The 23,105-nt window shown below is 28.2% G+C and carries 23 protein-coding genes and 1 rRNA gene; 14 read left to right on the top strand and 10 right to left on the bottom strand.

Features of this window, described 5'->3' with window-relative positions:
• From CNEONATNEC86_RS21165 to dnaA, 8 genes are all read right to left on the bottom strand, one after another.
• Positions 1-235 (bottom strand): 16S ribosomal RNA (locus CNEONATNEC86_RS21165); the annotation flags it as partial.
• A 560-nt stretch (positions 236-795) separates the two neighbouring features.
• The gene (gene gyrA, locus CNEONATNEC86_RS21160; RefSeq protein ID WP_058293224.1) at positions 796-3,282 is read right to left on the bottom strand and encodes a DNA gyrase subunit A; all 2,487 of its coding nucleotides are present in this window, start codon (positions 3,280-3,282) and stop codon (positions 796-798) included.
• A gap of 25 nt (positions 3,283-3,307) precedes the next feature.
• The gene (gyrB, locus tag CNEONATNEC86_RS21155; RefSeq protein WP_058293225.1) at positions 3,308-5,215 is read right to left on the bottom strand and encodes a DNA topoisomerase (ATP-hydrolyzing) subunit B; all 1,908 of its coding nucleotides are present in this window, start codon (positions 5,213-5,215) and stop codon (positions 3,308-3,310) included.
• A 33-nt stretch (positions 5,216-5,248) separates the two neighbouring features.
• Positions 5,249-5,500: an extracellular matrix regulator RemB gene (gene remB / locus CNEONATNEC86_RS21150; protein WP_058293226.1), complete on the bottom strand. Its 252-nt coding sequence runs from the start codon at positions 5,498-5,500 to the stop codon at positions 5,249-5,251.
• Between the two features lie 13 nt (positions 5,501-5,513).
• Complete coding sequence (gene recF / locus CNEONATNEC86_RS21145; protein ID WP_058293227.1) at positions 5,514-6,599, bottom strand: DNA replication/repair protein RecF; 1,086 nt, start codon at positions 6,597-6,599, stop codon at positions 5,514-5,516.
• Between the two features lie 62 nt (positions 6,600-6,661).
• Positions 6,662-6,868, bottom strand: coding sequence for an RNA-binding S4 domain-containing protein (locus CNEONATNEC86_RS21140; protein ID WP_058293228.1), 207 nt, complete (start codon positions 6,866-6,868; stop codon positions 6,662-6,664).
• A 36-nt stretch (positions 6,869-6,904) separates the two neighbouring features.
• Complete coding sequence (dnaN, locus tag CNEONATNEC86_RS21135) at positions 6,905-8,005, bottom strand: DNA polymerase III subunit beta (RefSeq protein ID WP_058293229.1); 1,101 nt, start codon at positions 8,003-8,005, stop codon at positions 6,905-6,907.
• 260 nt (positions 8,006-8,265) lie between these two features.
• Positions 8,266-9,615 (bottom strand): chromosomal replication initiator protein DnaA, encoded by a 1,350-nt coding sequence (gene dnaA / locus CNEONATNEC86_RS21130; RefSeq protein WP_058293230.1) that lies wholly within the window; start codon positions 9,613-9,615, stop codon positions 8,266-8,268.
• Positions 9,616-10,119: 504 nt separating this feature from the next.
• On the opposite strand from dnaA, the gene rpmH reads away from it, so the two are divergent.
• The 12 genes from rpmH to CNEONATNEC86_RS21070 all read left to right on the top strand — a co-directional run bounded on the left by rpmH (position 10,120) and on the right by CNEONATNEC86_RS21070 (position 19,715).
• On the top strand, positions 10,120-10,254 hold the full coding sequence (rpmH, locus tag CNEONATNEC86_RS21125) for a 50S ribosomal protein L34 (RefSeq protein WP_058293231.1): 135 nt from the start codon (positions 10,120-10,122) through the stop codon (positions 10,252-10,254).
• A gap of 61 nt (positions 10,255-10,315) precedes the next feature.
• Positions 10,316-10,702, top strand: a complete 387-nt coding sequence (gene rnpA, locus CNEONATNEC86_RS21120) for a ribonuclease P protein component (protein WP_058293232.1) — start codon at positions 10,316-10,318, stop codon at positions 10,700-10,702.
• Positions 10,665-10,874 carry a membrane protein insertion efficiency factor YidD gene (gene yidD / locus CNEONATNEC86_RS21115; protein ID WP_058293233.1) on the top strand — a complete coding sequence of 70 codons (210 nt, stop codon included), beginning with the start codon at positions 10,665-10,667 and terminating at the stop codon, positions 10,872-10,874. The genes rnpA and yidD overlap by 38 nt, the downstream gene beginning before the upstream one ends.
• Before the next feature lie 22 nt (positions 10,875-10,896).
• A complete protein-coding gene (gene yidC / locus CNEONATNEC86_RS21110) occupies positions 10,897-11,673 on the top strand; it encodes a membrane protein insertase YidC (RefSeq protein ID WP_058293234.1) in 777 nt (258 codons plus the stop codon).
• Between the two features lie 39 nt (positions 11,674-11,712).
• Positions 11,713-12,336 carry an RNA-binding cell elongation regulator Jag/EloR gene (jag, locus tag CNEONATNEC86_RS21105; protein WP_058293235.1) on the top strand — a complete coding sequence of 208 codons (624 nt, stop codon included), beginning with the start codon at positions 11,713-11,715 and terminating at the stop codon, positions 12,334-12,336.
• 148 nt (positions 12,337-12,484) lie between these two features.
• Positions 12,485-13,867, top strand: coding sequence for a tRNA uridine-5-carboxymethylaminomethyl(34) synthesis GTPase MnmE (gene mnmE, locus CNEONATNEC86_RS21100; RefSeq protein ID WP_159136778.1), 1,383 nt, complete (start codon positions 12,485-12,487; stop codon positions 13,865-13,867).
• 12 nt (positions 13,868-13,879) lie between these two features.
• Positions 13,880-15,766 (top strand): tRNA uridine-5-carboxymethylaminomethyl(34) synthesis enzyme MnmG, encoded by a 1,887-nt coding sequence (gene mnmG, locus CNEONATNEC86_RS21095; protein ID WP_159136777.1) that lies wholly within the window; start codon positions 13,880-13,882, stop codon positions 15,764-15,766.
• Positions 15,767-15,787: 21 nt separating this feature from the next.
• Positions 15,788-16,507 (top strand): 16S rRNA (guanine(527)-N(7))-methyltransferase RsmG, encoded by a 720-nt coding sequence (gene rsmG / locus CNEONATNEC86_RS21090; protein ID WP_159117181.1) that lies wholly within the window; start codon positions 15,788-15,790, stop codon positions 16,505-16,507.
• Between the two features lie 104 nt (positions 16,508-16,611).
• Positions 16,612-17,394 carry a nucleoid occlusion protein gene (noc, locus tag CNEONATNEC86_RS21085; protein ID WP_159136776.1) on the top strand — a complete coding sequence of 261 codons (783 nt, stop codon included), beginning with the start codon at positions 16,612-16,614 and terminating at the stop codon, positions 17,392-17,394.
• A 140-nt stretch (positions 17,395-17,534) separates the two neighbouring features.
• Positions 17,535-18,296: a ParA family protein gene (locus CNEONATNEC86_RS21080; RefSeq protein ID WP_159117179.1), complete on the top strand. Its 762-nt coding sequence runs from the start codon at positions 17,535-17,537 to the stop codon at positions 18,294-18,296.
• A 13-nt stretch (positions 18,297-18,309) separates the two neighbouring features.
• Positions 18,310-19,161: a ParB/RepB/Spo0J family partition protein gene (locus tag CNEONATNEC86_RS21075; protein WP_125147927.1), complete on the top strand. Its 852-nt coding sequence runs from the start codon at positions 18,310-18,312 to the stop codon at positions 19,159-19,161.
• Positions 19,162-19,199: 38 nt separating this feature from the next.
• Positions 19,200-19,715 (top strand): DUF4446 family protein, encoded by a 516-nt coding sequence (locus CNEONATNEC86_RS21070; protein WP_058293242.1) that lies wholly within the window; start codon positions 19,200-19,202, stop codon positions 19,713-19,715.
• An 86-nt stretch (positions 19,716-19,801) separates the two neighbouring features.
• On the opposite strand, the gene yyaC is transcribed toward CNEONATNEC86_RS21070, so the two are convergent.
• Together yyaC and CNEONATNEC86_RS21060 are read right to left on the bottom strand one after the other, a co-directional pair.
• Positions 19,802-20,380, bottom strand: coding sequence for a spore protease YyaC (yyaC, locus tag CNEONATNEC86_RS21065; protein WP_058293243.1), 579 nt, complete (start codon positions 20,378-20,380; stop codon positions 19,802-19,804).
• Between the two features lie 51 nt (positions 20,381-20,431).
• The gene (locus CNEONATNEC86_RS21060) at positions 20,432-21,598 is read right to left on the bottom strand and encodes an aminotransferase class V-fold PLP-dependent enzyme (RefSeq protein ID WP_159136775.1); all 1,167 of its coding nucleotides are present in this window, start codon (positions 21,596-21,598) and stop codon (positions 20,432-20,434) included.
• Between the two features lie 364 nt (positions 21,599-21,962).
• Between CNEONATNEC86_RS21060 and CNEONATNEC86_RS21055 the strand changes: the two genes are divergently transcribed.
• Together CNEONATNEC86_RS21055 and CNEONATNEC86_RS21050 are read left to right on the top strand one after the other, a co-directional pair.
• Entirely contained in the window at positions 21,963-22,202 is a 240-nt protein-coding gene (locus tag CNEONATNEC86_RS21055; RefSeq protein ID WP_058293245.1) for a putative Se/S carrier protein, read from the top strand.
• Between the two features lie 16 nt (positions 22,203-22,218).
• Positions 22,219-23,100: a mechanosensitive ion channel family protein gene (locus tag CNEONATNEC86_RS21050; RefSeq protein WP_247607689.1), complete on the top strand. Its 882-nt coding sequence runs from the start codon at positions 22,219-22,221 to the stop codon at positions 23,098-23,100.
• Positions 23,101-23,105: the final 5 nt, after the last annotated feature.

Genomic DNA, 23,105 nt, shown 5'->3' with positions numbered 1-23,105 from the left:
CGGGTCCATCTTATAGCGAATTGCTCCTTTAATTGCTATATCATGCGATACTACAATCTTATGCGGTATTAATCTTCCTTTCGAAAGGCTATCCCCCACTATAAGGCAGGTTACCCACGTGTTACTCACCCGTCCGCCGCTAATCCATTTCCCGAAGGAAACTTCATCGCTCGACTTGCATGTGTTAGGCACGCCGCCAGCGTTCGTCCTGAGCCAGGATCAAACTCTCAATAAAAAGTTTAATCTTTGCTCTTACTCTTATAAAAGAATTGCTGGTTTACTAATTGTTTATTATATTCTGTTCAATTTTCAAAGACCATTTTCTTTTTCATAACTTTCGTTATTACTTTGTCGCCCTCAAGCGACTTTCTTAGTTTAACACCGCTTTTTACATCTGTCAACAACTTTTTTTATTTTTTTAATTTGAATCAAACTTTACAATTGATACTTAAAAGTTTTGCCCTCAGTTCCTAGCGACGTATTACATAATAACACATGTATTAATCCGATATTAATACATATTCTTATTTTTGTTAGATTATTATTATATATCTTTCATTTTCTTTATCTTTCTAAGTTTTTTATATAATGATACACCTGGATAGTAGTACATAGTATACTCCATATATCTTGCTTACATTCTTCTCTAAAGAATAAACAGATACCCTTTTTTATTGAATATCTTTTTAAAACTCTAGTATTTTTATTTAATACTAATCTTAACTATATTCTACAATATATTCTTCTATGAAATTAAAGAAGGTAATTAATGATTAATTACCTTCTTTATTAATATTATTCTTCTATTGGTCTTTCATCTTTCTGTTCTATAACTTCTGAATCAATTTCTTCTTTTTCATCATCATTACTTAATATTTTCGCTATAGCAACTACTTTTTCAGTATCACTAGTTCTCATTAAAGTTACACCCATTGCAGATCTACTTGTAACTGAAATATCTGATACATTAATTCTTATAGCTACACCACTAGAGTTTATAAGCATTAACTCATCATCAACCTTACAAACTGTAGCACCTACTAATTTTCCTGTTTTTTCACTAATTTTATATGTGATTAAACCTACCCCACCTCTATTTTGAACTTTATATTCTTTTATAGGTGTTCTCTTTCCAAATCCATTTTCACTTATTACTAACAATTCTTCATCATCAACTGCGATATCCATACATACAGCTATATCATCGTCTTTTAAGTTAATTGCTTTTACTCCTGATGCAGTTCTACCCATAGCTCTAACATTTTGCTCATTAAATCTAACAGCATATCCATTCTGTGTTACTACTATGATATTAGCATCTCCGTAAGTGTTTTTAACTTTAAGAAGCTCATCCCCATCTTTTAAGCTTATAGCAATTAATCCATTCTTTCTTAGATTTTTAAATTCACTTATATGTGTTTTCTTAACTATACCTTGTTTAGTTCCCATAAATAGGAATCCCTCTTTTTTACCATCTGCTACAGTTAATACAGTTTGAATCTTTTCATCTTGTTCTATTGCTATAAGATTTATTATATTAGTACCCTTTGCCTGTCTTCCTGCCTCAGGTATTTCATATGCTCTTAATTTATATACACGTCCTCTATTAGTAAAGAATAGTACATCAGAATGAGTAGATGTTATCATAATATGCTCAACAAAGTCATCCTCTTTAGTTGTCATAGCTTGAATTCCTTTTCCACCTCTTCTTTGTGATGAATATGTATCAGAAGGAATTCTCTTTATATATCCAGAATTAGTTAATGTTATTACAACTTCTTCTTCTTGTATAAGATCCTCAATGTCAATTTCATTTACTACTTTTTCAATTTTAGATCTTCTCTCATCTGAATATTTATTTTTTATTTCTATTAGTTCGTCTTTTATTACTCCTAATAGTTTTTCTTCACTAGCCAATATAGAATTCAAATATTCTATTAATTTCATTAATTCATTATACTCTTCTTCAATCTTATCTCTTTCTAATCCTGTTAGTCTTCTAAGTCTCATTTCTAATATAGCTTGAGACTGCTTTTCTGATAGACCAAATCTTTCCATTAAAGTATTTTTAGCTATTTCAGTAGTCTTAGAATTTCTTATAATGCTTATAACTTCATCAATGTTATCTAAAGCTATTTTTAATCCTTCTAAGATATGTGCCCTAGCTTCTGCTTTATTTAGATCAAATACAGTTCTTCTTGTTACAACTTCTTTTTGGAAATCTATATAGTTTGATAATATTTCTTTTAAATTTAATACTCTTGGCTCATTATCAACTAATGCCAGCATTATAACTCCAAATGTATCTTGAAGTTTTGTATGTTTATACAAAAGATTTAATACAACACTTGGATTTGCATCTTTTTTTAGTTCTATAACAATTCTCATGCCTTCTCTATCTGACTCATCTCTTAAATCAGATATTCCAGTAATCTTTTTATCTTTTACTAAATCAGCAATATTTTCTATAAGTCTAGCCTTATTAACTTGATAAGGTATCTCAGTAACAATTATTCTATGTCGTCCACTCTCTTCTTCTATTTCTGCATCTGCTCTAACAACAATTTTTCCTTTCCCAGTTTCATATGCAGCTCTTATTCCTGCCTTTCCCATGATTATTCCACCAGTAGGAAAGTCTGGACCTTTTATTTTAGTCATAAGATCTAGAACACTTGTTTCCGGATTATCAATAAGCATAATAGTCCCATCAATTATTTCGCCTAAATTATGTGGTGGTATGTTAGTTGCCATACCAACAGCTATTCCAGATGAACCATTTACTAAAAGATTAGGAAATCTTGATGGTAAAACTACTGGTTCTTGTTCTTCTCCATCAAAATTAGGCATAAAGTCAACAGTATTCTTATTAATATCCCTTAATATCTCTACAGATATTTTATTCATCTTTGCTTCTGTATATCTCATAGCAGCTGCACTATCACCATCTACAGAACCGAAGTTTCCATGACCATCAACAAGCATATATCTCATTGAGAAGTCTTGTGCCATTCTTACTAATGCATCATAAACTGAACTATCACCATGAGGATGATATTTACCTAATACGTCTCCGACTATTCTTGCACATTTTCTATAGCCCTTTTCTGGTGTTAATCCTAATCCTTGTAGCGAATATAGTATTCTTCTATGAACTGGCTTTAATCCATCTCTTACATCTGGAAGAGCACGACCAACTATAACGCTCATAGCATAGTCTATATAGCATTTTTTCATCTCTTTGTTTATATCTACAGGTATAACTTTTCCCTCATTAAAATCCATGTACTTCACCTCATATTATTCAGTACTAAATATCTAAATTAACAACGTTCTTCGCATTTCTTTGAATAAATTCTTTTCTTGGCTCAACTTTTTCACCCATTAATATTGTGAAAATTTCATCTGCTGCCATTGCATCCTCTATATCAACTCTTAGTAAAATTCTCTTTTCAGGATCCATTGTTGTATCCCATAATTGAATTGCATTCATTTCACCAAGTCCCTTATATCTTTGAATATCAGTAGAGTTATCTTTGCCTCCAATCTCTGCTAATATTTGATCCAACTCTGCATCATTATAAGCATAGTTATCATTCTTATTCTTTGTTACCTTATATAGTGGTGGCTGCGCTATATAGACATGCCCATCTTCTACTAACTTTCTCATATATCTATAAAAGAATGTTAATAATAAAGTTCTTATATGTGCACCATCAACATCGGCATCAGTCATTATTATTATTCTATTATATCTAATTTTTTCTATATCAAAATCATTACCGATTCCAGCACCAAAAGCTGCAACCATAGATCTAATAGTATCTGCATTTAATATTCTGTCTAGTCTTTGCTTTTCAACATTTAATATTTTACCTCTTAAAGGCAAAATTGCTTGGAATTTTCTGTTTCTTCCTTGCTTAGCAGATCCCCCTGCTGAGTCTCCTTCGACTATATATATTTCACATTCTTTTGGATCTTTAGATGAACAATCAGCTAACTTTCCAGGCAATGTAGTTCTTTCCAATACAGATTTTCTAGTTAATTCTCTTGCTTTTCTAGCAGCATCTCTTGCTCTTGCTGCCATTAATGCTTTATCAACTATCATCTTACTTACATTTGGATTTTCTTCTAAAAATGTGCCTACATTTTCTCCTACAATTGAATCAACAATACCTCTTACTTCACTATTACCTAATTTAGTTTTAGTCTGTCCTTCAAATTGTGGATCTTCTATCTTTACTGATACTACAGCTGTAAGCCCTTCTCTTATATCTTCTCCTGATAAGTTCTTATCATTTTCTTTTATATGCCCATATCTTTTTGCATAATCATTAAATACTCTTGTTAGTGCTGTTTTAAATCCAACTAAGTGAGTTCCACCTTCTGCTGTATCTATATTATTAGCAAAAGAAAAGATATTTTCCGTATATCCATCGTTATATTGAAGTGCTACCTCAACTGATACATTATCTTTTATTCCTTCAACATAAATAGGCTCTTCATGAATTGGAACTTTATTTCTATTTAGATAAGTAACAAATGACTTTATTCCACCTTCATAATGAAAAATTTCTTCATTTTGATCTCTTTCATCAATTAATTTTATATAAATGCCTTTATTTAAAAACGCAAGTTCTCTTAATCTTTGTGAAAGAATTTCAAAATCAAACTCTAATTCCTCAAAGATTTCCGGATCTGGCTTGAAATATATCATAGTACCAGTTTCATTGCTTTCGCCTATCTTTTTAAGATCCCCTAGTATCTTTCCTCTTTTATAACTTTGTTGCCATACATGCCCTTCTCTTTTTACAGTTACTGTACAATCTTCTGAAAGAGCATTAACTACAGATGCACCAACACCATGTAATCCACCTGATACTTTGTAACCTCCTCCGCCGAATTTTCCACCTGCATGTAGAACCGTCATTATAACTTCTACCGCAGATCTACCCATTTTGTGATGTATTCCAACTGGCATACCTCTACCATCATCAGTCACTGTAATTGAGTTATCATTATTTATTTTAACTTCTATTTTCTTACAGTACCCTGCTAATGCCTCATCTATACTATTGTCAACAATTTCATATACTAAATGATGAAGACCTCTAGAACTTGTAGTTCCAATATACATTCCTGGTCTCTTTCTTACAGCTTCTAGACCTTCAAGTACCTGTATCTGATTTTCATCATACTTTTTATTTTCTTGTTCCAAATCAGATTCCTCCTATAACTAATAATTTTAAAACTATATTATACCAATTCTCTTTGTTAATGTTGTAGAAGATATAGGTGATAAATATATCTTACTCACATTATCTACTTCTGCCAAAATAAATGATTTTGGATTTTCATTTGATATTCTTTCAACAAATCCATCTTCTTCTGCAAGCCTTAAAAATTGTATTGTATCAGATCCATACATTGCCCTATCTAAGTCGAATATTCCAATTATATTGTCTATAGAAATTACTATATTTTCACCTAAATGTAAAAACATTTTTAAACCTCCTTTAATCGATTATTTTTCCATTATAAACATTGAAAATCTTCCCATTGTTATCTAGATAATCTTTTAAATCTTCAATTCCTGTACTGGTTATTATAGTTTGGATATCTTTGATAGTACTTAATATATATTTTTTTCTATTTCCATCAAGTTCTGAAAGTACATCATCCAATAATAAAACTGGATATTCCCCTGTAGTTTCTTTAATTATCTTTAAAGAGGAAAACTTTATGGTTAGAATTGCTGTTCTTTGTTGTCCTTGCGAGCCAAATGTTTTCACATCTATTCCATTAATAAAAATATTAAAATCATCTCTATGTGGACCTATCAAAGTTAAACCACGTTCTCTATCCTTATTCAAATTATTTCTTAACTTCAACAAAAAATTCGACTTTATATCATTCACTTCTCCTATTGTTGAAGTATATTTAAGATTGATATTTTCTTTTCCCGATGTTATCTCATTATGTATATCATTACCATAATAATTTATCTTATCTATATATTTTAACCGTTCTTTTATAATATAATCAGCATATTGGGCTAATTGTAAATTATATACCTCAATAAATTCATTATCTAAGGTTCTATTCTTTAATAGTGTATTACGTTCATTTAACACTTTATTATATTGAACTAAATTAAAATAATATTTTTTATTTATTTGGGATATTTCCATGTCTAATAATCTTCGTCTCAAGCTTGGAGATTCTTTTATTACTTTTAAATCCTCTGGAGAAAACATAACAACATTAAAGCTACCAAATAGCTCATCAATCTTACTAACCTTAATTGAATTAACTTTAATAGCTTTCTTTCCATTTCTCAATATATTTATGTCTATTTTTTTATCCAATCTACTTTTGCCAACGAGAATACTTATATAAGCATTCTCGTTATTCCACTTTATGAGTTCTTTATCTCTAGATGTTCTATGTGATTTAGCAAAAGCACAATAATATACAGCCTCTAAGATATTTGTTTTACCTTGAGCGTTATCACCTTTAAAAACATTAACGTTTCTACTTAAATTTAACTGTAGGCTTTCATAATTTCTATAATTGATTAAACTTATATTTTTAATATACATGTAATGCACCTATAACAATTATAACATAAATATAATAATAAATTTTATTATACTTTTTATAACTATATAATTTTATAATCGATGTTATCAAAATTTACAACATCACCTTTTATTAACTTTTTACCTCTTTGAGTACAAATTTCCCCATTAACACTAACTAATCCATCTTGTATTAAAAATTTTGCCTCTGCTCCTGATCCAACAATAGCTGCCCACTTTAAAAATGCATCTAATTTTATAATTTCCGTATTAATTGATACCTCATTCATTTTTACGCATAAATATACCTATGTATATTTTTCTCCTTATCTCATCAATCTAACTGGTAATACCAAGTATTTAGAATTTTCATTATCTTTTTCTTCAAGTACACACGGAGTAATTCCAGATGTCATTTTCATTAATACATCATCACTTTCAATGTTCTTCAACACATCTAAAAGGTATCTAGAATTAAATGCAATTTCTATTTGCTCACCTTGCAATTTTATTTCTATTTCTTCTCTTACCTTTCCTAATTGAGAATTCGAAGTTATTATTAGATTATCTTGTTGGAAGTCTAATTTAATTAAATTGGTATTACCATCCTTAGCCATTAGTGAAGCTCTCTCAATGGCATTTTGTAATTCTTGTCTGTTAACATTGACTAATAATTTGTGTTCTTGAGGTAAAAGTGAAGTATAATTTATATATTTTCCTTCTAATAACCTAGAAATTATTTTAGTTTTTTCTAAATTAAATAATATATGATTATCGGTAAATGTAATATCTACTATGTCATCAATATCTTCTAATATTTTAGACACTTCATTTAATGTTTTTCCTGGTATAACAACTTCTATATCCATATCGCTATCTAAAAATTCACTTCTAATTGCCAATCTATATCCATCAAGTGCAACTAAATTTAAATTTTTATTCTTAACTTCAAATAAGATTCCTTGTAGTATAGGTCTAGTTTCGTCTTGAGCTATAGCAAAAGATGTTCCTTTAATCATGTTTTTTAGTATATTTTGATTAACTGATATTTTTAAATTTTCATTTATTTGAGGTAATTCTGGATATTCAGTAGTATTCATATAAACTACATCAAATACTGATTTTTCACAAGTTATTTTAATTAATTGATTTTCTATTGTTTCTATTTTTATTGTTGAGTTAGGTAATTTTCTTATTATTTCTCCAAATATTTTAGCATCTATAACAATAGATCCCTCTTCTATAATATCTGCATCAACAACTGTTTGTATACTAACATCCATATCAGAACCTATTAATGTCAAACCTGAATTATTAGCTTTTATATAAATTCCTTCTAAAATAGGCATTGTTGATTTTCCTGTTATTGCTTTTTGTACTATAGAAATTCCTTCTAAAAATTTTTGTTTTTCACATTTAAAGATCATGAGTTATCCTCCTTATTTTATTAACAAGATTTAAAAAAATATATAGATAAATATATAGATATTTATTAGTAATAATAGTAGTAGGAGCTGTTAATTTGTTGATAAGTACTCTAATCTAAGAGAAATCAACAGAATTTTATGCAAAAATAGTGTGGATAATTTATTGATAATCTTATTATGTTATCCACAGTTATTAACATTCAATTATCTTTTTTATGTTATCCACAATATATGATAAAGTTATTATATACAGCTGTTAATTAATTTTGAGTTAGCTTTTTAGTTATATTATTTACAGTATGTTGTAGTGTGTCATCAGTCTTCAAATTTTCAGAGATCTTCTCGTATGCATGTATAACAGTTGTATGATCTCTTCCGCCAAATTCTTCTCCTATTTTAGGCAAAGACATATCCGTTAGTTTTCTACTAAGATACATTGCTATCTGCCTAGGATATGCAACGCTTCTTGTTCTTCTTTGGGATTTCAAATCTTCTATACGAAGATTATAATAACTTGCAACAATGTCTTGAATTGCATCTATAGTTACATGTTTTCCTTGCTTTTTAGATATTATGTCTTTTAAAGCTTCAGTAGCTAAATCTACACTAACTTCTCTATTAGTTAAAGACGAATACGCTATTATTCGTATTAACGCTCCTTCAAGTTCTCTTATGTTTGATTTTATCTTACTAGCTATATATCCCATAACGTCATTTGCAACATTTAAATTTTCAACATCTGCTTTCTTTTTCAAAATTGCCATTCTAGTTTCAAAATCAGGAACTTGAATATCTGCTATTAATCCCCATTCAAATCTTGATCTAAGTCTATCCTCAAGTGTTGGAATTTCTTTTGGTGGCCTATCAGATGATAGAATAATTTGCTTATTTGCATCATGTAATGCGTTAAAGGTATGGAAAAATTCTTCTTGTGTACGTTCTTTACCAGCTATAAATTGGATATCATCTATTAATAAAACATCTACATTTCTATATTTACTTCTGAATTCTTCATTTTTATCATCTTTTATGGCATTAATTAATTCATTAGTAAATTTTTCAGATGATACATAAACAACCTTTGCATTAGGATTACTCTCTAAAATATAATGTCCTATCGCATGCATAAGGTGCGTTTTTCCGAGTCCAACACCTCCATATATAAATAAAGGATTGTATGCTTTAGCTGGTGCTTCAGCAACTGCTAATGATGCTGCATGAGCAAATCTATTGCTATTACCAATAACAAATGAATTAAAAGTGTACTTTGGATTAAGTGTTGATGACATTTCATCATTAACTATAATTGATCTAGTTGGTTTATCTGATTTTATTTTTGAGTTTTCTTTATCAGAAGCATCAGAAAGTATTACAAATTCAATATCATATAACTTTGAACAAACAGCTTTAATTGAATTTGCAACTAAATCTTTATATCTTTTATTTAAAATGTCTTGAGTAAATGAGTTAGGAACACTTATTTTTATGCTAGTATTAGACATCGATATTGGTTGACAGCTTTTTATCCAAGTATTAAAGCTAACTTCACTTAGTTCACTTTTTATAATATTTAGGGTTTTTTCCCAAAGGTTATTTAGATCGGTATCCATTTATGTTCCTCCAAATAAATAAATTAAAATTTTTTATTTATACATTATGTACATATTATCAACATAGATATTAACATATTATATTTATTTACAATTATGTATATAAGTATACTAACATGTTAATAATTATGTTTATGAAATCAGATATTTATAAATAATGCACAACATTATGAAATTTGTTATAAACAAGGTATATTGCTGAATAATAGAGGTGTTCTATAAATAATTCATAATAAAACAAACAAGTTATGCACAATTTTATCAACAGGTGTGGATAAGTTTTACATTTAAAAGGTTATTCACAATAGTATATTTATCATAACATAAGTAAAACTACTTATTCAATAAGTTATCCACAAAAAAACTGTCATCAATTTATAATTATCAACAAATATTGTTTTCTTGACAGGATTTTAGTATCTATATATAATAGAAAGGTAAAATTTAAAATCGTGATATTATAGTTTTGACTATAAAATATTATTTTAAGGGGGTGCATGTATAATGTTCATGACTTATCAACCTAAAAAGAGACAAAGAAAAAAAGAACATGGTTTCAGAAAAAGAATGAGCACTCAATCAGGAAGAAACATTCTTAGAAACAGAAGAAGAAAAGGAAGAAAAAAATTAACAGCTTAAGGGCCGCAATAAGTGGCCTTTTTTCTGCAAATGCAGGAAAAAAAGGAGTTTGTGAATATCTATGATTTATAGATTAAAAAAAAATTTTGAATTTATGACTCTATACAGAAGAGGAAAATCTTTTGCAAATGATATATTAGTTATGTATATACTTAAAAATAAGAGGAATAAGAATAATGATTTGGGTTATTATAGCAAAATAGGTATATCTGTTAGTAAAAAAGTAGGAAATAGTGTTGTTAGAAGTAGATGTAAAAGATTAATAAGTGAAAGCTTTAGATTAAACTATGAAAATGTAAAAAAAGGATACGATTTTGTTTTTATTGCTAGAAAACCATTAAAAGATAAAAGCTATTTTGAGGTTGAAAAAGCAATGCAAAATTTATTAAAAAAGGCAGGCTTATATAATAATGAAGAAAATATTGATAAGTCTAATAAAATTTTATAGGAAATATATTTCACCAGCAAAACCTTCGTGCTGTAGATTTACGCCAACCTGTTCACAATATGCTCTTGATGCTATAAACAAATATGGAGCATTAAAAGGTGGAATAATGGCATTTTACAGAATACTTAGATGTAATCCTTTTTGTAAGGGTGGATATGATCCGGTAAAGTAAGGCGTAGGAGGGAGTTTAATTAATGTTTCAAAAGATAGTTGACTTTTTGGCTTCTATATTTAATTATTTGTATGAATTTGTTCATGTACAAATGGGAATATCTGATAAGGGTATTTCTTATGTTTTAGCTATTTTTATATTTACTTTAATAATAAGACTATTAATATTACCATTAAATATAAAGTCTGCAAAATCAACAAGAGGTATGCAGAAAATTCAGCCAGAAGTTAAGAAACTTCAAGAAAAGTATAAAAATGATCCACAAAAAATGAATGAAGAAGTAATGAAACTATATAAAGAAAACAATGTTAGTTTAACAGGTGGATGTTTACCTTCTTTATTACCATTACCAATATTAATGGCTTTATATTGGGTTTTTATGGGGATAAACGATTTAGATGGAGTTCCGTTTTTATGGCTTAAAAGTTTAGGTGGACCAGACCAATTGTTTATATTACCTGTGTTAGCAGCATTAACAACTTATCTACCATCATATTTAATGACAAAAGCTCAACCAAGTCCAGCGGAAGGTGGAATGGATATGAGAACTATGAATTTTGTTATGGCCGGAATGATGGGATTCATGTCTATAAAATTTAAATCAATATTAGTTTTATACTGGATTATGGGAAATGCAATTCAAGCTGTTCAAACATATTTCTTGAATTATAGACCAGCTATGGAAGAAATGAAAAAGACACAAGTTAATGAATCAGAAAGTAAAAAAGAAAAGTTTTCAATGAATATTGATGAACCTAAGAATTTAGCTAGTACTAAAAAGAAAAAAAAGAAAAAATAATAAGAATTTTTTATTACTCTTAGGGTGGTGAATTGATATATGAAATCAATTGAAGTAGAAGGTAAAAATATTGAGGATGCTTTAGAAAAGGCGTTGAATGAGCTTAATACTACTAAGGAAAAGATTAATTTTGAAATTATAGATCCAGGAGCTAAAGGATTATTCAATGTTATTGGATTTAAGCCTGCTAGGATTAGGGTTTCAATGAAATACGATTATATAGAGGAAGCAAGAAAATTTATAGCTAATATACTTAAATGTGTGGGATTAACAGCAGAAATATCTATTACAGAAAAAGATGATGCTATAAATATTAATCTTTATGGCAAGAAGATGGGATTAATAATTGGATATAGAGGCGAGACATTAGATTCAATCCAATATTTGTTATCACTAGTAGTTAATAAGTCACATGATATTCCTCATAAGAAGGTTATACTTGATACTGAAAATTACCGAAGCAAAAGAGAAGAAACTCTTAAAGGTGTGGCTATAAAATCAGCTAATAGAGTTATAAAAACAAGAAAAACACTAAAATTAGAGCCTATGAATCCTTATGAAAGAAGAATAATTCATTTTGCTCTTCAAGATAACAATTTAGTTAATACATATAGTGAAGGTGAAGAGCCGTTTAGAAGGATTGTTATAGAACCTAATAATTAGAAGAAAGCCTAGAGGCTTTCTTTTTTTAAGTTATAAAAAAGAATAAGTGCTGTATTTTTGACTAATTAAATTTTGTTATGTAAAATTGATATTAGTTTAAATGGGTATAATAATATAAAAGACTTCTTTAAGAGGAGGACAATATACAATGAAAGAATTTGATACTATTTGTGCAATTGCTACACCAATTGGCGAAGGTGGAATATCTATAATAAGAATTTCAGGAAATAATGCTTTAGATATGGCTAGTAGTATTTTTAGACCTAAAAATAAACAAGATATAAAAAATATGAAAACTTACACCATGAGATATGGAAATGTAATAAATGCAGAAAATAATGAGATTGTGGATGATGTAATATTAAGTTACATGAAAGGTCCATATAGCTATACAGGAGAAAATGTTGTAGAAATAAATTGTCATGGGGGCGTTGTTGCAACTAATAGGGTTCTTAATGAAATAGTTAAGTCTGGAGCAAGATTAGCAGAGCCAGGTGAATTTACTAAAAGAGCGTTTTTAAATGGAAAGCTTGATTTGAGTCAAGCAGAAGCTGTTATAGATATAATTAGAGCTAAGACTGAATTATCAATGAAATCTGCAATAATGCAAAGTAAGGGTTCATTATCTAAAGAGATAGGAGAACTAAGGAAGTATTTATTAAATGTATTAGCTTTAATTGAATATGCTGTTGATTTTACAGAAGATGATGAAGACATAATAGATGATAATTTATTATCTCAAATTAAGGATGGGATAAATAAAACAATAGAAAGAATAAAGAAACTTTTGAAAAATGCTGATGAAGGTAAGATAATAAGAGATGGATTAAATATGGTTATAGTAGGTAAACCTAATGTAGGAAAGTCATCGTTACTTAATGCACTTTTAAGAGAAAAAAGAGCTATTGTTACTGATATTCCAGGTACTACTAGAGATATAATTGAAGAATATATAAATATTGATGGTATTCCTGTTAGAATAATTGATACTGCAGGGATCAGAGATACAGAAGATACTGTAGAAAAGATTGGTGTTGAAAGATCTAAAGAAAAAATAGAAGAAGCAGATTTAGTTGTTTTAATGATGGATTCATCTAGAGAAGTAGATGATGAAGATAAGCTAATAATAGATGCTGTTAAGGATAAAAAATACATAACATTGTTAAATAAAATTGACTTGAATAGAAAAATATCAGATGATATAATAGGAAATTTAAGAAATATAATAGAAATATCAGCTAAAAATGAAATTGGTATAGATAATTTAAAGGATAAAATAAAAGAACTATTTTTCGATGGAGAAATAGATTCAGAAAGTTTAATAATTTCTAATACTAGACATAAGCAAGCATTATATAGAGCATTAGAAAACTGTACTATTGCATTAGAAAAAATACAGTCAAGTGAATTTTTAGATCTGATATCTATATATATAACATCAGGAATGAGAGCATTAGGCGAAATTACTGGTGATGAACTAGAAGAAGATTTATTAAATAAAATTTTCAGTGAATTTTGTGTAGGAAAGTAGGGAAGGAGCAAAATGGCTATAAATTATGCGGGCGGACAATTTGATTTAGTTGTCATTGGAGCAGGTCATGCTGGGTGTGAAGCAGCTTTGGCTTCTGCACGAATGGGACTTAATACTTTAGTATGTACTATTAATTTAGATTCTATTGCATTAATGCCTTGTAATCCTAATATAGGAGGAACAGCCAAAGGGCATTTGGTTAGAGAAATAGATGCGCTGGGCGGAGAAATGGGAGTAAACATTGATAATACTTTCATACAATCAAGAATGTTAAATACATCTAAAGGACCAGCAGTACATTCGTTAAGAGCACAGGCTGATAAAAAAGATTATCAATTTAGAATGAAGAGGGTTTTAGAAGAACAAGAAAACCTTCAAATAAGACAGATAGAAGTAACTGAACTTATTGTTGAAAATAATAAAGTTGTAGGTGTAATCACTAAAAATGGGGCAAAGTTTTCATGTAAAGCTGTTATTTTAGCTACAGGAACTTATTTAAAAGGGAAAATAATAATTGGTGAAGTTTCTTATAGTGGGGGACCTAATGGATTATTCCCAGCAAATGATTTATCTCAATCATTATTAGATTTAGGAATTTCTCTTAGAAGGTTTAAGACAGGAACACCTGCACGAATAAATAGAAGATCTGTAGACTTCTCAAAAATGATTGAACAAAATGGAGACGAAAAGATAGTTCCGTTTTCATTTATGAGTGATAAATTAGAAAAAGACCAAGTAGCTTGTTATTTAACTTATACTACTGAAGAAACTCATAACATAATTAAAGAAAATATAGGAAGATCTCCAATATATAATGGAAGTATTAAAGGCGTTGGACCTAGATATTGTCCATCTATAGAAGATAAGGTTATGAGATTTCCGGATAGACCTCAACATCAAATATTTATAGAGCCAGAGGGAAATAATACATTAGAAATGTATGTTGGTGGTTTTTCTTCATCACTTCCAGAAGAAGTTCAAATAAAGATGCTTAGAACGCTACCAGGTTTAGAAAACGTAGAAATGATGAGAACTGCTTATGCAATAGAATATGATTGTATAGATCCAACTCAATTAAAACCTACATTAGAATTTAAGGATATAGAAGGCTTGTATGGAGCTGGTCAACTTAATGGAAGCTCAGGTTATGAAGAAGCTGGTGCACAGGGGCTAGTAGCTGGAATAAATGCTGCATTAAAGATACAAGCAAAAGAACCTCTTATATTAACACGTTCAGATGCATACATAGGAGTCCTTATAGATGATCTTGTTACTAAGGGAACAAATGAACCATATAGAATGATGACATCTAGATCAGAATATAGATTATTATTAAGACAAGATAATGCAGATTTAAGATTGACAGATCTAGGATATAAAGTTGGATTAGTAACAGAAGAAAGATATCAACGATATTTGCAAAGAAAAGAAAATATAAATAATGAATTAGACAGAATAAAAAAATTAAAAATAACTAATAAAAATGAAGTGAATGAATTTTTAAGCTCTTTAAATTCTTCAGAATTAAAGAAAGCTGTAAGTCTATATGAATTATTACAAAGACCAGAATTAGACTATAATGCATTAGCAATATTAGATCCAGATAGACCAGCATTATCTGATGATGTTGTCGAGCAAATTAACATATTAACTAAATATGAAGGATATATACAAAGTCAATTAGAGCAAGTAGAGCAATTTAAAAAATTCGAAAAGAAAATGCTTCCTAAGGATATAGATTATAATGATGTCAGTGGTCTTAGAAAAGAGGCAGTTCAAAAACTTAATGATATTAGACCACTAAGTATAGGGCAGGCATCACGTATTTCAGGTGTATCTCCAGCTGATATATCAGTTTTACTTATATATTTAGAACATCAGTATAATAAAAAATCTTAACCGTTATGAGAGGAGTAAATTATGGAATTTTATGATTTAATGGCTAAGGCGGCTGAAGATGTTGGACTTGAATTAACTACTGAGCAATATGATCAATTCATTACATACATGAGATTGCTTCAGGAATGGAATGAAAAAATAAATTTAACAGCTATATTAGAAGATGAAGAAATTATAAAAAAACATTTTATAGATTCAATAAAGGCTTTTAAAAGAGATGAATTTAAAAAGAATGTTAATATGATTGATGTAGGAACTGGAGCAGGGTTCCCAGGAATTCCAATAGCAATAATGAATCCTAACATAAATGTAACATTATTAGATTCACTTAATAAGAGAATTAAATTCTTAGATATTGTTATTAGTAAATTAGGATTAAAAAATATAAAAACTATTCATTCTAGAGCTGAAGATGGTGCTAGAAATAAGAAGTTAAGAGAAAAGTTTGATATAGCAACTTCGAGAGCTGTGGCAAATATGAGTGTTTTATCTGAATATTGTTTACCTTATGTTAAAGTTGGAGGAAAATTTATAGCATTAAAAGGCCCAGCAGTAGATCAAGAAATTGAAGAAAGTGATGTAGCAATTAAAACTCTTGGCGGAGAATTAGAACAGATATGTGAAGTAAAAATAGAGGATACTGATTTAAGACATAATTTAGTTGTAGTAAAAAAAATTAAAGAGTGTGCTAAGACATATCCAAGAAAAGCTGGAACAATATCTAAAAACCCTATTAAGTAAGGATATAACTATATATTAAAATTAAAGGAAAAATGAGATGATTATAGAATAAATATAGGGGATGTTGCTAAATTTTATTAAACAATGGGAGATGGGTTGAACGTATGAATAATCAAATAACACAGATTGACATAGATAAAGTTATACCTAATATTTATCAACCACGTAAATATTTCAATGAGCAAGCTATAGAGGAATTATCGCAATCTATTCTGGAGCATGGAATAATTCAACCTCTAACTGTAAGAATGAGAGGGGAAATATATGAATTAGTTGCAGGAGAAAGAAGACTTAGAGCAGCTAAGTTGGCAAATTTAAAAACTGTTCCGTGTAACATAATTGATATTACAGATACTGAATCAGCAGAGATTGCTTTATTAGAGAATTTGCAAAGAGAGGATTTAAACTATATAGAAGAAGCTGAAGCTTATTATAATTTGATTAATGAACATAATTTTACGCAAGATGAAGTTGCAAAAAGAATTGGTAAAAAACAATCTACTATAGCAAATAAGTTGAGATTATTAAAATTAAATAAAGAAGTAAGAGAGTTGTGTTTAACTAATAATCTAACTGAAAGACATGCAAGAGCATTATTAACAGTACCAGATAAAAAGCTTCAATTAAAGATAGTTCAAAAAATTATTTCTAGTGGATTAAATGTTAAGAAAACAGAAGAGCTTATTAATAAAGAATTATTGAAATTAGCAGGGAAAGAATTAAAAAATAATAATAAAAGAAATATAAGAGGAGTACTTCCAGCTAAATTATATGTTAATACAATTAAGCAAGTATTAAATAAATTTGATATTCCAGCTGAATATGGATGTAAAGAAGAAGATGACTTTATTGAAGTAACTGTTAAAATCCCAAAGATAAAAAAATAGTGATATAATAAAGTTTATAGAGTTTAATATATTTATTGATAGAAGAATTAAGTTTTTTTAAACTTAATTCTTTTATAATATTATAAAAAAATATATAATATTATTATGGGAAGGGGGGAGGCTCTTTTTGGGCTATAACTATGAAGATAATTTGTGTTTTTAATCAAAAAGGTGGTGTAGGTAAAACTACTACTACGATAAATTTAAGTGCTTATTTAGCAATGGAAGGTTATAAAGTATTAACTGTAGACATTGATCCTCAAGGTAATACAACTAGCGGCTTAGGTTTAGATAAATATAATTTAGATGTATCTATATATGATGTATTAACATCAGAAGCGAGTGTTAAAGAAAGTACAATAAAGAGTGAGTTGGTTCAAAACTTATCAATTTTACCGTCTACTATAGAATTAGCAGGTGCAGAAGTGGAAATTACATCAATACCTGATAGAGAAACTATTATGAAGAGAAAATTAGAAGAAGTTAAAGAAGAATATGATTTTGTTTTTATTGATTGCCCACCTTCATTAGGAGTATTAACTATTAATGCATTAACTTGTGCTGATTCAGTATTAATTCCAATGCAGTGTGAATTCTATGCATTAGAGGGGGTTAGCCAACTTATAAATACTGTTCAATTAGTTAAAAAGTCTTTAAATAAGAACTTAGAGATAGAGGGAGTAGTTATGACTATGTATGATTATAGAACTAATCTAAGTAATGAGGTTCTTAAAGAAGTTCAAGGATATTTTAAAGACAAAGTATATAAAACTAAAATTGCGAGAAATATAAGATTAGCAGAGGCACCAAGCTTTGGATTGCCTATTATGTTATATGATGAAAAATGTAAAGGTGCAGAAGCATATATTGAATTAACTAAAGAATTTTTAAATAGGCAGTAAGGATGGAATTGATATGGGAAAAAAATTTGGCTTAGGAAAAGGATTAAGTGCTCTTATTCCAGAGGATATGGAACAGGATAAAGATAATGATAATAGAATACTTATACCAATTAATAACATTAAGTATGATTCAAATCAACCTAGAAAAAATTTTGATTATGAAAAAATAGCTGAGTTAGCTGAATCTATTAAAACGCATGGAATAATTCAACCTCTTATTTTAAGGAAAGATAAGGATGAAAATTACATAATTGTTGCAGGGGAAAGAAGATGGAGAGCTGCAAAGATGGCTGGGTTAAAAGAACTACCATCAATAATAATGGAATTAAGCGAAAAGGATGTCTTAGAAATTTCCTTAATAGAGAATATTCAGAGAGAAGACTTAAATCCCATTGAAGAAGCTTTAGCTTATAAAAAATTGTTAAATGAATTCAAGATAACTCAAGAAGAGTTAAGTAAAAGAATAGGTAAGTCAAGAGTTGTTATTGCGAATACAATAAGATTAATTAATTTAGATAAAAGAGTTCAGCAATACGTTATCGACGGTATTATATCAGAGGGACATGGAAGGGCATTACTTTCAGTAGAAAAAAACGACTTGCAATATGAGCTGGCTCAAAAAGTAATTGATGAAAAGTTATCAGTTAGGGAATTAGAAAAATTAATAAAGAATATTAATTTACATAAAGAAAGAAATATTAATAAAAAAGATTTAAATCCGTATTACAAAAATATAAGGAATCAATTACAAGAACATTTTGGCACAAAGGTAAATTTATCAAACAAAAATAATAAAGGTAAGATAGAGATAGAGTACTATTCTGAAGATGATTTACAAAGAATCTTAGATATACTTAATCTATGATGTTTCACGTGAAACAATTATGAAAGGAATGACAAAAGTTGGAGGCTTTAATTGGCAAAATAAATGAATTATCACCATATATATTGAGCATGTTGGTGATAATAATACTATTATTATTTATAATAGTAATAGTTTTAATTAAGGATATAAATAAGCTTGAATCTAAGTATAGAAGATTAATGAAGGGAACTAGTAGCAAAAATCTAGAAGAAATGCTAGTTGAAAAAATTGATAGTATAGAAGATAATAAGAAAATAGCAGAGGATGCATTAGAAGAGTGTAAGAAGCTAGACAAAAAGATTCAACAATGTATTCAAAAGGTATCTATAGTTAGATATAAAGCTTTTGAAAATGTAGGTAGTGATTTGAGCTTTTCTATAGCATTATTAGATAATAAGAATGATGGTATAATTCTTACAGGAATTTATGGACGCCAAGATAGTACTACTTATGCTAAGCCTGTTGATAAAGGAATTTCAAGATATGATCTTTCTGAAGAAGAATTATATGTATTAAATGAAGCTATAAAAAAAGAAACGGATATAAATGAATAAGAATGTTAATGGTACTTCTAAATGGAAAATATTTAGAAGTACCATTTTTGTTTCACGTGAAACATTTTTATAAAATTATTACTAAATTATATATCTTTTAAATTGTCATAAGAATATACTTTGTTATATTTTAATGAAAAATGATAAATTCCTTTAGAAATAATATCAGCTAATTGCATTACCATATATAATCTAGTATTTTGGAGAACTAGAAATTCAAAATTACCAGATATATTAACTATACCAAGAATGCTCATATTACCTACTGGAGGAAGATCTTTATTTAATGCTAAACCGGGGGTTAGAGATCTTTTACTAATATATATTTTTCCTATATTATTTATTTTACCTAAGCAAGAATCTATAGCTATTATATAGGGATTTTTAAATGCTAAATTTATTTTATTTAGAACATCAGATAAATTCTTAGCATGAATAGGATTTTCTAAAGAACCATATATATGAATTTTACCTTTACATAAATATTTTAATTTATATCCTATTAATGGACCTAAAGAATCACCAGTTGACCTATCAGTGCCGATGCAGACGAAAATTATTGGTCTGTTTTCTAAAATGATAGGTTGTAGTTCTGAAAAAAGATAATTGCATATTTTTATATATGCTAATGGTTCAGACGAATCAACTGAAAAATTTTCAACCATAAGTAAACCTCCTTATTAGAGTTATTTCCAATAAAGGAGGTTTTATTCAAACTATAAATATATATTGGTTTTAGATAATTTATTTAAATGATAAAGCACATAATCTAAATCTTCTTTAGTAGAAAAATGGCTGATACTTAATCTTACAGTGCCGTTTGGATAAGTTCCAATAGTTTTATGTGCTAGTGGTGAACAATGAAGACCACTTCTTGTCTTTATTCCATTTGTTTCTAAGTAGTAACTAACTTCTGAAGGATCCATGGACTTCATATTAATTGATATGCATGTAGTTATATTTTTTCCAGTCAAATCACCGTATACAATCACATTACTTATATTTAGTAATCCATTTAATAAATACTTTATTAAGTTATGATTATGTTCATATATATTATTTAATCCAATAGAATTTATATAAGATATTGATTCATATAATCCAACAATACCAGGCATGTTATGTGTACCGCATTCAAATTTATCAGGCAAGAAATCTGGTTGTTTTAATGAATAAGATAAGCTTCCTGTTCCACCCTCTAATAGAGATTTACATGCAGTATTATACTTTTCATCTAATATAAATCCACCAATTCCTTGAGGACCTAAGAGACTTTTATGACCAGTGAATGCAATGGCATTAGCTTTTATAGATTTCATATTGATTTGTAGAACACCAGCACCTTGAGAAGAATCAACTAAAAATAATATATTATATTTTTCACATAATGCACCTATTGAATATAAATTTTGTATTGAGCCAGTAACATTAGATGCTTGTGTTATTACTATAAGTTTTGTTTTAGATGTTATCTTACTCTCTATATCATTTATATTAATGAACCCTTTAGAATCAGCGTCTACAATATCAATATCAATATCAATACCTATGGAATCTTTAAATGAAAAAATTGGACGTATCACAGAATTATGTTCCATAGATGATGTTATTACATGATCTCCAGATGAGAGAACTCCTTTTATTAGGATGTTTAGTGAAGTAGTTACATTATTCGTAAAAATAACATTACTAGGTGAATCAAATCCAAAAAAATTACAAATAATTTCTCGTGTATTATATAAATATCTATTACTTTCAAGCGAATTACTATAATTTCCTCTTCCAGCACTACCACCTATGTTTAACATGTAATTATAAATTCCATCTAATACTTGTTTGGGCTTAGGAAAAGTAGTTGCAGCGTTGTCTAAATAAACTTCCATGTTACACCTCTAAAAATAAAATATTAATGATTATTGTATCACTAATAATAAAAACACTCAAATGATGATTATACAGAATACTTATTTATATAAATACGTATTTATGGAAATACATATTTATAAGAATATAAGAATAGGTATTCTTGAAAATTAATAATCATTATAACTAGAAGATATTTTATATTAAATATTACCATGGGTTTATATTTCAAAATTAATATCCTTAAAGCTAAGTTGTATATATAAATATGAAATTAGGATGCTATAATTTAAGTATATTAGTATTTATATTGTCTATAAATAATGATATTATTTATAATAAATATGAGAAATATTTATATATAATATTAAAAGAGGTGTTAAAATGGATTACTATATAGTAGTTTTTAAAAATACACATGATGCAATGAGTGCAGAAAAAAAATTAAATGAATTGAATTTTAAATTTAGGATAATGCCTACACCAACAACGATAACAATGAGTTGCGGAATTTGTGTAAGAATAGATGATGAAGAAGAAATAAAATTAATTAAGAATGACAACCTATTTGAATATAAGAATATATATTTAAGAAAGAGTGGAGAATATGTAGAAAGCAATTAATGAAGGGAGAGTATAGTTGAATATAAATTATTTAGTTCACATATTATCAGATAATACAGAATTAAACTTTGGAAGAATATCTATAAGTGTAGGAGAACTAGAGGTATTCGTAAATAAGGGATTAAAAATTTTATTTTTAGTTTTCTTGATGTTTATATCAATAAAAATAGGAAACTATATAATAAAAAAGTTTGTAGATAATCAAATAAAAAGTGATGGAAGATTATCAATGGATTCACAACGTGCAAAAACGCTAGGTGAAGTCATGAAAAGTGTATTAAAGTATTCTGTCTATTTTATTGGAATAACGGCTATGGCCTCGATTATATTTGGCGGAATATCTATCACATTTGCAAGTATTGGAGGAGTAGCTTTAGGTCTTGGAGCTCAAAGTTTAATAAAAGATTTAATAAATGGATTCTTTATTTTATTTGAAAATCAGTTTGGAGTTGGGGATTATATAACAATAGGAAATTTTAGTGGAATAGTTAGCAGTATAGGTATTAGAACTACAATAATAAAAGATTTTAATGGTGATATTCATTGTATAACTAATGGATCCATATTAGAGGTGACTAATCACTCTAGAAGCGATAGCAGCTTTATAGTTGATGTAAATATAGCATATAAAGAAGATATTGATAATGCAATTAGTGTTATAGAAAAAACATGTGAAGAATTTAAAAAAGAAAATGAAAAAGACATAAAGGAACCTATAAATGTTTTGGGAGTCGTAGCATTAGGAGCATCAGGCGTTACAATAAGGGTACTAGGAAAGGCAAAGCCATTAAGACAGTGGGATATGGAAAGAGAACTTAGAAAGCTAATAAAAGTTACATTAGATAAGAATAATATTGAAATACCGTTTCCTACTAATATGATCAATACAAATTTTTAGAATGA

This window comes from Clostridium neonatale, assembly GCF_900465025.1.
Lineage (GTDB): Bacteria > Bacillota > Clostridia > Clostridiales > Clostridiaceae > Clostridium > Clostridium neonatale.
This window is presented reverse-complemented; position numbering and strand designations above follow the sequence as displayed.